At 36.6% G+C, this 11,384-nt stretch carries 7 protein-coding genes; 6 read left to right on the top strand and 1 reads right to left on the bottom strand.

All coding sequences use genetic code 11. The annotated features are described in order from the left end of the window. Positions 1-500: 500 nt before the first annotated feature. The 4 genes from GNE10_RS24725 to GNE10_RS24710 all read left to right on the top strand — a co-directional run bounded on the left by GNE10_RS24725 (position 501) and on the right by GNE10_RS24710 (position 7,013). A complete protein-coding gene (locus tag GNE10_RS24725; RefSeq protein WP_185567523.1) occupies positions 501-3,203 on the top strand; it encodes a PAS domain S-box protein in 2,703 nt (900 codons plus the stop codon). Between the two features lie 133 nt (positions 3,204-3,336). Beyond that, positions 3,337-4,401: a phosphate/phosphite/phosphonate ABC transporter substrate-binding protein gene (gene phnD / locus GNE10_RS24720; RefSeq protein ID WP_185567521.1), complete on the top strand. Its 1,065-nt coding sequence runs from the start codon at positions 3,337-3,339 to the stop codon at positions 4,399-4,401. Next, entirely contained in the window at positions 4,398-6,173 is a 1,776-nt protein-coding gene (locus tag GNE10_RS24715) for an ATP-binding protein (protein ID WP_185567519.1), read from the top strand. The genes phnD and GNE10_RS24715 overlap by 4 nt, the downstream gene beginning before the upstream one ends. A gap of 54 nt (positions 6,174-6,227) precedes the next feature. Next, a complete protein-coding gene (locus GNE10_RS24710) occupies positions 6,228-7,013 on the top strand; it encodes an FHA domain-containing protein (RefSeq protein ID WP_185567517.1) in 786 nt (261 codons plus the stop codon). An 80-nt stretch (positions 7,014-7,093) separates the two neighbouring features. On the opposite strand, the gene GNE10_RS24705 is transcribed toward GNE10_RS24710, so the two are convergent. Next, the gene (locus GNE10_RS24705; protein ID WP_185567515.1) at positions 7,094-8,365 is read right to left on the bottom strand and encodes a HEAT repeat domain-containing protein; all 1,272 of its coding nucleotides are present in this window, start codon (positions 8,363-8,365) and stop codon (positions 7,094-7,096) included. Between the two features lie 199 nt (positions 8,366-8,564). Here GNE10_RS24705 and GNE10_RS24700 point away from each other — a divergent pair, with 199 nt between their 5' ends. Then, the gene (locus tag GNE10_RS24700; protein ID WP_185567513.1) at positions 8,565-9,365 is read left to right on the top strand and encodes a DUF1838 family protein; all 801 of its coding nucleotides are present in this window, start codon (positions 8,565-8,567) and stop codon (positions 9,363-9,365) included. Between the two features lie 535 nt (positions 9,366-9,900). Then, a complete protein-coding gene (locus GNE10_RS24695) occupies positions 9,901-11,346 on the top strand; it encodes a cytochrome ubiquinol oxidase subunit I (protein ID WP_185567511.1) in 1,446 nt (481 codons plus the stop codon). The last annotated feature ends 38 nt before the right edge of the window (positions 11,347-11,384 follow it).

Genomic DNA, 11,384 nt, shown 5'->3' with positions numbered 1-11,384 from the left:
GTTTGTATCAACCTTAAGTGGACGCTACCACATTTTCATGCTTGGCGGTGAAATTTTTTTCATTGGGACTGCCTTCTGAATTGGAAGTCCCTAGTGAAGTTGTCCTTTGTCATTTGTCCTTAGAAACACAGATGACTAATCACTGATGACCAAATTCTAGATTATTCTCTGTTAAAAGTAATTAAAGAGGGTAATTAGCGTTGGTATTTCTCTGTGGTGTTTTCTGAATTCAGTTTACGTAAAATAACACTTCTTATTTTAAATTTAAAGTAAAAATGTTTACTTCATAGCCTTTTAGGGAAATCTATATTCAACAGAAGATTGAGTTAACAGCAAGTTATTCTATCCAGTAAAAATAAGTTATATTTTTACTACTGTTATTAAGTTAATTACGTATTTATCCCTAAAATAAATAATTAACTTCTGGCTAGTTATTTAATTTACAAAAAACGTATTAACTTATTTGAAAAATATTAAATAATCTTAATAGTTGAAAACTGATGAAACTAGTTAAATCTGAGTTGCAACAATTGGAAGAGAAATATTCTCGATTTTTCTTACTTTCTATAGATTTACTGTGTATTGCTAGTTTTGATGGTTATTTCATGTATTTAAATCCAGTATGGACAAGAACTCTGGGGTGGTCAACACAAGAGTTACTTGCTAAACCCTTTATCGAATTTGTTCACCCTGAAGACCGGGAATCAACTATTCTAGTAGCTCAAAGTATTAGCCAATCTGTAAATGCAATTTTTTTTGAAAATCGCTATCTTTGTAAAGACGGTTCCTATAAATGGCTGTCGTGGAATGCAACAGCTTTTATTGAAGAAAAATTAATTTATGGCGTAGCTCGTGATATTACCCTTAATAAACACAATGAAATTTCCAGACAAAAAATTATTCGCGAATTAGAAGCTTTAAAATTTGCTTTGAATACTCACTCACTAGTAGCTATTACTGATAAAATGGGGAGAATTACTTATGCAAATGACCAATTTTGTGAGGTTTCTAAATATTCTAGAGAAGAACTTTTAGGACAAGACCATCGAATTATCAATTCTGGTCATCACACAAAAGAATACTTTCAAAATTTGTGGAAAACTATTAGCAAAGGCGAAATTTGGAAGGGAGAAATTAAAAATAAAGCCAAAGATGGAAGTTTTTATTGGGTGGATACTTTAATTACTCCAATCTTAGACTCCGATGGCAAACCCTATCAATATGTAGCAATTCGTACTGATATCACACAGCGCAAGCTTTCAGAGTTAGCTTTATTAGAGCGATCGCGTTTATCACTTTTGAGTGCAGAAGTTAGTTTAGCATTATCTCAAAGTGGTACACTTGCAGAAATTCTCCAAAACTGTACAAACACGATTTCACAATACTTGAAGCTCGCCTTTGTTTGTATTTGGACTTTTGAGCGACAGACAAATCAGTTAGAATTACAAGCTGGTGTTCATTGCACAGAGGTTACTTGTAGTGCTTTAAACAATAGTGAAAATTTTCCCAACCACATGGTGTTAGCCAATGATATTGTTGGCTTAATGACACAAAATCACCAAGCAATTTTCAATCAAGAATTAACAATTAATCATCCAGAATTATTACTAAATTCTACATTTTCTATCTTTCGTTTTTCTGCCTATCCTTTAATAGTAGAACAGCAACTAATTGGTATCATAGCTTTATTTAGCCAGCAAATGTTAACCGAACCAACTCATAATTTATTAAATTGGATTGCTAATAATATTGCTGTAGCTATTGACCGGATTTGGGCTAGAGAAGAACTGCTGAGCCGTCGCGAAGCATTATTACTGCGTTTAGCTAGTCAAATTCGCAGTTCCTTAGACTTAGATATTATCCTCGAAACTGCTGTTCATGAAATTCGCAGCTTATTACAAATTGACCGTTGTTACTTTATTTCTTATTCAACGCAGCCATCCGAGCCAAGTCTGACTATTATCTCTGAAGCACGCAACCCCAATTCTCCTAACTTACCCACAATGTTAGGTAGTATTCCCCAACACAAAAGCAATTTTTTGACTAAAATACTTCTTTCTCAAGAGTTAATTTGTATTGACCATATTAATCGTAAATCACAATTTGACGATGACATACAACAGTTTTTAACTGAGTTTGGTATTACAGCTCAATTAGTACTACCAGTGAAAAGTAATTCTGGTGACATTGGAGCAATTATTTGCAGTCATTGTAGTGGCGATCGCATTTGGAGTAATAGTGAAATTAGTCTGTTACAAGCTGTTTGCGACCAACTAGCCATCGCCATCGACCACGCACAACTTTATACTCAAAGTCTTTCTGCTACTTTAGCCGCTCAAACTCAAGCCGAAAAACTCACCACTACTTTATATCAGTTACAGGAAACTCAATCTCAACTCATCCAACATGAAAAAATGTCTAGCTTGGGACAGTTAGTAGCTGGTGTAGCTCATGAAATTAACAATCCAGTTAATTTTATCCACGGTAATTTAACTTATGCCCATGAATATTTTGAAGAATTACTAACTCTTTTGCGCCTCTATCAGCAATACTATCCCCTTCCTCAGCAAGAAATTGAAAATTTTGCGGAAACAATTGATTTAGATTTTATTACCAGTGACCTTTATAAACTACTTTCCTCAATGGAAATGGGTACTAATCGTATCCGGGAAATTGTTTTAGGATTGCGAAATTTTTCTCGCCATGATGAAGCTGAGAAAAAACAAGTCGATATTCATGAAGGAATTGACAATACTTTATTAATCTTACATCACCGCTGGAAAAATAATGGTATTGGATTGGATATATCGATTGTCAAAGAATATGGCGATTTACCCTTAATTGATTGCTATCCAGGGCAGTTAAATCAAGTATTTATGAATATTTTGACCAATGCCATTGATGCCTTAGAAGAATTAAAAATTAAGTTAGGAATAATAAACAAACCCCAGATTATAATTAGGACAGAAATTTTTGACAAGAATTTTGTAGTGATTCGGATTATTGATAATGCAGGTGGAATTCCAGAAGAAGTGAGAAGCCGCTTATTCGATCCATTTTTTACAACCAAACCTGTTGGTAAAGGAACAGGATTAGGATTATCAATTAGCTACCAAATTGTAGTAGAAAAACATGGTGGAATTCTCAAGTGTATATCACAAGAAGGACAAGGTACAGAGTTCTGGATTCAAATTCCAATTTAAAAGAAAATGGGGAGTGGTTAAATCAAGGATACAGGTGAGAATAATAAATTCCTCACTCGTAACTTCTAACTCATAACTCCCTACTTCATACAGACGCGATTAATCGCGTCTCTACTCACTTATAAATTTAATTATGCAAAAGTTCTTAGTAAAGCTATGGCCAGTTGCCAAATATTATTTATTCAGTAAAAATAGAGTTTTGATTTTAGTAGTAATTATGGCGCTACTGACTACAAATTGTAGTGGAATAGTATCTAAAAAGAATCACTCTACTGTGGATCAAGTTTCCATTAATTATAAGCATAATTTATATAAATTAAAAATTGGACTGGTTCCCACAGAAAATCCAATAGAACAAGAACGGATGATAAAAGCTCTCAAAGAATATTTAGAGCAATCTGTTGGGGGAGGGCTTGAAATTGCCTCACAATCAAAGACAATAGGGAGACAAACAACACAAAACACAGAAGAAATTGAAAACAGGCAAAATGCGATCGCAATTTCCCTAGACTTCCAAATTGGCAAAAGTTACCAGCAAATCATAGATTTACTGGTGCAAGGTAAATTAGATATGGCTTATTTGGGGCCTTTGAGCTATGTGGAGGCCGTGGATAGGGGTGCTAAAATTGAACCGCTAGTTGCTGCCATTGATAAACATACAGGACAACCTTGGTATCGTGCGTGTATTATTGTTAAACAAGATAGTCCCATCAAAACCTTAAAAGACCTCAAAGGTAAGCGCATTGCCTTGGTAGACAAATTATCAACCTCCGGCTATTTGATGCCATTGGTTATTTTTAAGAAACTAGGAATTGATTACCAACACGATTTTGCCAAAGTCCTTTATACTGGTAGCCATAGTAAAAGTCTAGCTGCATTAGAAGATGGTATTGTTGATGCCGCAGCCACTAATATTTCTTCTTATTTTAAAGAACAAAAAATTGGCAAATTAACACGTGAAAATTCCAGAGTAGTGTGGCAATCTACTCCCATACTCAATTTTCCCATAGTAGTATCTAAAAAATTACCAGTAGATTTAATTCAACAGCTAAAACAAGCTTTGATTAGCACTCCAGAAGGTCTTGAGGATATTCTAGGAATTGAGTCAGCCGGATATACCCTTGTTACCTCTTCAGATTATGCTTCTATTGAGCAACTCCGCAAAGAACTCAACTTAATTTCTGTTCCCGCAAAATGAAAATCTCTACTAAATTTTTTACAGGTTCTGCTGTGTCTGTGGGACTGATAGTAGCAATTCTTGTTGGCAATACCGTAGCTGTCCAGCAAATTAAGCAGACTATCCGCGAAAAGAGCGATCGAACTACCGAAACTATTAAAGTTGCTTTAACTGCCGAAAACGCTTTAAAATCTGAAATCATTGAACTCAAAGATATTGTTTTATTCCAGAGTCCAGAAAACACAATAACTAACTCTTCAATCAAGTTTGTTGACTCTCTCAACCAGTTAGAAAAATTGATGCCAAATGCTAAGGAAATCGCAATTATTCGCCGCCGTCACCAGTTTCTCACTCAGTTGGCAAATCAATTAACTCAGCGCAATATTAGCGATACTTCTCTAGTAGACTCCCAGCAGTATTTTAGAGCTATTAATTCTTTTGACAGAGATATTGAGTTGTTTCTTTCTCAATTGATTGAACGTGTCAATCAGCAGAGTATTGTAGTTGAAGAACAATTAGAAAACTTATATCAAGTGCAGAGAATTATTTCCTTTGCAGTGGTGCAAGTAATTATAATTTTATTTGTTAGCAAATATCTGTTGATTTGGCGGCCAACAGTTAAGTCTTTACAGAATTTACAAACAGGAACCTCAGAAATCGCAGCCGGGAACTTAGACTACCGTCTAGATATTCATACAAAAGATGAAGTAGAAGATCTTGCCGATGCATTTAACCATATGGCAATGAAGCTAGCCGAGTCCCGCGAAACTTTAATGAAAAATACTGAATTAACTCACATGAACCAACGCCTGGAATTGGAAATTTCCGAACGCAAACAGGCACAGTTTGAACTTCAAAAAGCTTTACAAGAACTCCAAAGTACGCAAGCTCAATTGATTCAAACTGAAAAAATGTCTAGTCTGGGACAACTTGTGGCAGGAGTAGCACACGAAATTAATAACCCAGTTAATTTTATTTCTGGTAATATTACTTATGTCGGCGAATACACACAACAATTGCTACAATTAGTACAGCTTTATCAAGAAGAATTTCCCAATCATAAACAAAAAATTCAACAAAAAATAGATGATATTGATTTGGAATTTATAATACAGGATTTGCCTAAAATTCTCAGTTCAATGAAAATGGGATCGCAGCGAATTGAGCAGATTGTTTTGTCTTTACGCACCTTCTCTCATTTAGATGAAGCAGATATGAAAGAAGTTGATATTCACGAAGGAATTGAAAGTACACTGCTGATTTTACAAAATCGCTTCAAAGCCAAGCCAGAACATCCCAAAATTGAAATTATCAAAGAATATGGCAAATTGCCTCTGGTAGAGTGTTATGCAGGGCAATTAAATCAGGTGTTTATGAACGTGATTAATAATGCCATTGATGCTCTGGATATGTGGAACGCTCAACGTTCCCAGCAAGAAATACAGGACAATCCAAGCCAGATTATAATTAGTACTAGAATTATTGATAATAACCGAGTAGTAGTAAAAATTGCAGATAATGGGCCGGGGATGACTCAGGAAGTCCAACAAAAATTGTTCGATCCGTTCTTCACGACCAAACCCGTCGGTCAGGGAACCGGATTAGGTTTATCCATTAGCTATCAAATTATTGTGCAAAAACACTCAGGAGTATTGCAATGTGAATCACAACTAGGCAAAGGAACCGAATTTTGGATTGAGATTCCTTTGCATCAAGGACAACAACCGCTAAGCTCTAATGAATTAAAAGTGCCTATTGATTGGCAAGGTTCAATAGTCCAAACTAATTATTAATCGTGCCAATTTGACAGTTTAAAAACTAGAGAAATTGCTGCTTAAAAACAAGCGATGTCAAACTTAAATACATCAAATACCATAGGGCTGAATTTAGAATTATTTCATGTCCAAACCAATACTGGTTTTGAGTTACCAGCCAATTGTGCAGTATTTCATATTGGTAAACCCAATGACCAAATTACGCCAAATATTGATGTTTCTCGCTTACCAGATGCGAATATAGTTTCTCGAAACCACGCACAAATTCAAATACATGCTAATAATTACTTTATTGAAGATTTAGGTAGTTCTAATGGAACATTTGTAAATAATATTAAATTAGAACCGAAAAAGCCTTATCAAATCAATTTAGGAGATAAAATTAACCTGGGGCAAGAAGAAAAAGTTACATTTATCTTTCAAAAGAAAATAGAACAACAACAAAATATTTTTACTCCTTTAAATCCCACAGAAATAGCAACTCAAATCGATCCTCTAAATCGGCAAACTCCAGTCAATGGCACAACCAAATTTATGGGTTTTGCTTTGATGGTTGCAGGAATCATAATTTTAATCACAAATGTTCGAGTCGGGATATTTTTTGGAGTTCCTGGTTTTTTGTTATGCATTTCCGGTATTTTTATCCTTTCTCAGGGGCGGATAGACCCCAACTTAGGATGGATTTTAATAGCATTAGGAATTGTAGTTATAACTCTGACTGGTAATGTATTTGTCTCAGCTAGCTTTTTGAGTATTGTCTGTTCGTTTGCATTATTATTTGCCGGATATCAATTATTAAACACAGGAAAAGTATTGAATTATGATTTGCGATCGCTCCAAAATTTAAGGAGAAAATAAACCATTAATAATCTGAGATTTGGGATCTTGATTTTTTCCACAAATCCCAAATCTCGAATTCAAAGTTCTCTGATTTTTAACTAGTTATTGCTCTGTGCTTTGGCTCTAATTAACCAGTCAGTATCTTGAGCGGCGATTTCTCGACCAGAGGAGTCTCCTAAGCGCTCTAGCGCCAATAAACAAGCATATTTCAAATCCCAAATTTGCGAATTTAGGCAAATTTTGAGTTCAGGAATTGCTTTTGGGTTCCCCAATTCACCAAGAGCAAGGGCACATGCAGCACGAGATTTTTGAAACTGGGGTTCGCGATTGTGCAAATTTTCCACTAACAAATCGTAAGCAGGAATATATTTGAGCCAACCCAATAATTTCATCACATGATAATGACCGCCATAATCGTTATATGCTTTATCTGCATAAGTCGCTAAAAGTGCTGCTGGCGCTTCCTGGTGATAGATATCAAGTAAAGTTTTTGTTGCTAAATAACACCGTCCAAAATCAGTTTGATAAAGTTCTTCAATCACAAAATTTAATACAGGCGTCACATCATATTCATGTACTAAATCAATATCTTGGGGACGATCGTATAATACTTGTTCTAAATAAGGTTGAACTTCTGCAAAAGTAATTTCACCCGCTGGAACTCCCGCATTTAAAAGCATCCGCAATCCTCGCAATCGGAACACCAAAGATACAGGACAACGGGCGATTTCTGGAATAGCTTTGTAATAGCGCGAATCAATTAAATCTTGAATACAACCGCGTCGTGCATTGACATTGGAACTCTGCAACAATGCTATTACCTCAGTTATTTGGGAATAATCACCCGTAAAACGACAAACTGTAGCGATCGCTGCACTACGGGTAGGTTCGTCTTCTGTTACAGTAAATTTACGTATGCGTTCCAAAGATGGTTGATAATTAGCACGAGCTAAAGTATGAATAATTACTCGATAAATTTGACCTGGTTTATCCAGTAATTGTGCAACTTCTTCGAGAATTTCCGGGTCTTTAGTCCCAATTTCACCAATTGCCCATACTGAATTTTCCACAGTATAAATATCATCATCTTTGAGGCACTGACGAATCACAGGTAAGGCTGATTCAGCTTGCAATCGTCCCAAACTTTCCACAGCCTTGCGTCGGACAATACGGTGGTCTAACTCAGCCGGATTACTGGTTTCAATGGCCCTTATTAAAGCTGCAATGGATTGTTTTGTGGGGAAATTAATTAAATGGGAAACAGCAATGTATTTATCAGAAGCGTCTTCAAGTTGTTCTAAAGGTGTATTGATAATGGCGATGGCTTGTTCTTCTGTTAGTCCAAAAATACTAAAAAATCGTTTATCCATTGATTTGTTAATTGCTGAGAAGAATTATCACGTTTACCATCGTACTAGGGAGTGGGGACTGGGGCTTCGCCAAGGTTAAAGGGGAAAGGGGAAAGGGGAAAGGGGAAAGGGAAAAGGAGGGATCTTTCTTTTGCCCAATGCCCAATGCCCTATGCCCCATCCCCCATGCCCTATGTCCAATCTAAAATCAAAAATCAATATGAGTGATTATTTAGACGATTACGAACTTAATAATCTTGATTTTTATCGAAAAAATCATGGATTACAACTTTATTACAATTGGTCTGGAGAAATTTGGTGGCAAGAAACACCAGAGAAACCAAAAGAAAAATTGTTCTCTATTATTGGGATGAATGCAACAAAAGTATTTATCAAACCCGATTCTGAGTATGGTGAAGTCGGATATCGCATCAATAGAGAATTAGGTCTATTTTGTGACCCCAATACTCAAGAAATTTTACATTTTTGGCAATCGCCAACAGCAAATCAATCAGTACCAGTAGTACATATAGCTAACAGAATTGTTCAAGGTTCAATCAAGCCAAAGAAATTTGTCATACCTAAAGGAAAGCCATATCTCACCTCCGTAATGGAAATTCCTTTAGAATATCCCCATCCTTTAGCAGGAGATAGTAAATACTTAGATTATTGCCCTGGAGAAAAATTTCAGGCAGTTGAATATTTTATATCAAATGCCTGCCGACCGGATGTCACAGAAGTTCCTCCCGCTAAATGGGCACGAGATTGTCCTTGGATGCCTTGGATGAAATTAGGATATGGTCATCCAGCTAAATTAAGATTTGAAACCACAATATTCAGAGTTGATGCTTTTGAGCAACTCGATGCTAAATTAGTCAAACTCGTGAGAGAAAAAGTTCCAATTTATGAATTCACGCCCACAGAAAGCGATGAACCTAATATGACAAGTATTCAATACTTTAAAAAACACTTTGATTCCTACTTGCGTGGAGATATTTTTCCCTTAGAAGAAACCTCTTGATTTTTTTCTTAATTAGACAAGAGTGCAAAAATGCTTTTTGCACTCTTGTGGTCAAAGGAATGCATCTTTATTGGGAAAAGTAAAATACCAAACCTTTCCCCCTTTCCCCTTCCCCTTTTCCCAACTTCTGCAAGAAGTCTATTGTTGACGGTTAACTGTCAACGGTCAACAATCAACGAACTTAAAGCCCAATAGCTTACTTATCAACTTTGACATTCCGTCTTTTGACGTATATCAGTAATTGACTGACAATTTAAATAATTTAAAAATCTTCCCTATCTAGAGAAAGATGTTTTTTAATTGAATCAAGTTTACTGAAAAAAAATACAGATAAATTTTCTCCATTGTTTCCCAATGGTAGATTTATTTTAACTATGATGTATTAATATATCTTTTAATAATTCTCAACAATTAATATTGAATAGTTAACAATTAAAATTGAATGGCTTGATAATCTACATGTCAAAATGATTTTGGCTATTTCATGTGGACTAAGACGCACAAATACAAGGAATTTTAATAGAGGAATACAAGCATGGAATTTTTATCGGATTCCGTAGTGTTATCACGGATGCAATTTGCGCTGACTGCAATATTCCATATGCTTTGGCCTGTGTTGACCACAGGGATGGGAATTTATTTGGTTATCGTCGAGGGACTATGGCTCAAGACTCGTAACCCAGATTACTACCTTCATGCCCGCTTTTGGTCTAAGTTTTATCTCTTGAATTTTGGCATTGGTGTTGCAACTGGTATCCCGATGGAATTTCAATTTGGCACAAATTGGGCACCGTTTTCGGAGGCTGCGGGCAATTTTTTTGGTAGTGTCATTGGGTTTGAAGCTTCCTGGGCATTCATGTTGGAAGCCGCTTTTTTAGGTATTATGTTATTCGGCTGGGAACGTGTGAATCCCACTATTCATTATCTTTCAACAATTTTAGTTGCCGTTGGTGCTAACCTCTCAACTGTATGGATTTTGACGGCAAATTCTTGGATGCAAACTCCCGCGGGTGGGGAATTAGTCAATGGTAAGTTTATAGTCCACGATTATTTTCAAGCAATTTTAAATCCGTTCATGCTTAATAGTGTGCTGCACATGTTCTTTGCCACACTAGAAACTTCGTTGTTTGTGATTGGTGGAATTAGTGCTTGGTATATTCTCAAACAACGCCATCCAGCTTTCTTTTCCCGTTCATTGAAGATTGCTTTAGCAGCTGCTTTTGCAGTTGCCCCATTACAAATATACATCGGGCATTTGAGCGGCGAACAAGTCTATCATTATCAGCCCACAAAACTCGCAGCAATGGAAGCCCAATGGGAATCTTCACCTGCGGGACAGCCAGCAGATTGGAGTCTTGTGGCGATACCCAATGAAAAAGCCGAGAAAAATGATTGGGAAATCACCATTCCCAACGCACTGGGATACATTCTGGAATTCAAAAAGAACCTTTCCGAACCAGTGCGCGGTTTGAAGGAGTGGAAAAGTGAGGATCGGCCTCATTTAGTAGGTTTAATTTACTACGCTTTCCGCACAATGATTGCCATTGGGTTTTTCTTTGCTGGATTAATGTTATTGAGTACTCTGCAATGGTTACGCGGTAAACTCTCAGCAGAAAACATTACTCAACAGCGGTGGTTAATGCGGGCTTGGATATTGTCAGCTCCTTTGGGATACATTGCCGTAGAATCAGGCTGGATTGTGCGCTGTGTTGGTAGACAACCTTGGACACTCTACGGCCAAATTCGCACAGTTGATGCCGCTTCCCGTCTACCCGCAAGCAATGTTTTAATATCATTGACTGGCTTTGTCACAGTGTACAGCGTTTTATTTATCGCAGTTTTGTACTTCGGTAGCCGTATTCTCCGCAGAGGGCCAAACCTCGACTTACCAGTTCCAGGTGTGGAAATTAGCAAACCCGCAGTAGATACTACTCCTGGTGAGTTTGTTCCAGATGAACGTCCTGTGGAAGCACAGCAGTGAATTTCGTTTGAAAATGGGGAGGTGGGGCGGTTCGGGGA

It is taken from the genome of Nostoc sp. 2RC, assembly GCF_014222165.1.
Taxonomy (GTDB): Bacteria; Cyanobacteriota; Cyanobacteriia; order Cyanobacteriales; family Nostocaceae; genus Nostoc; species Nostoc linckia.
The sequence above is the reverse complement of the archived record's forward strand: the minus strand, read 5'-3'. Positions and strand labels throughout refer to the sequence as shown.

Coding starts and splice junctions, on each gene's coding strand:
- GNE10_RS24725 (WP_185567523.1), top strand. CDS start 501: ATGAAACTAGTTAAATCTGAGTTGCAACAATTGGAAGAGAAATATTCT.
- phnD (WP_185567521.1), top strand. CDS start 3,337: ATGCAAAAGTTCTTAGTAAAGCTATGGCCAGTTGCCAAATATTATTTA.
- GNE10_RS24715 (WP_185567519.1), top strand. CDS start 4,398: ATGAAAATCTCTACTAAATTTTTTACAGGTTCTGCTGTGTCTGTGGGA.
- GNE10_RS24710 (WP_185567517.1), top strand. CDS start 6,228: ATGTCAAACTTAAATACATCAAATACCATAGGGCTGAATTTAGAATTA.
- GNE10_RS24705 (WP_185567515.1), bottom strand. CDS start 8,365: ATGGATAAACGATTTTTTAGTATTTTTGGACTAACAGAAGAACAAGCC.
- GNE10_RS24700 (WP_185567513.1), top strand. CDS start 8,565: ATGAGTGATTATTTAGACGATTACGAACTTAATAATCTTGATTTTTAT.
- GNE10_RS24695 (WP_185567511.1), top strand. CDS start 9,901: ATGGAATTTTTATCGGATTCCGTAGTGTTATCACGGATGCAATTTGCG.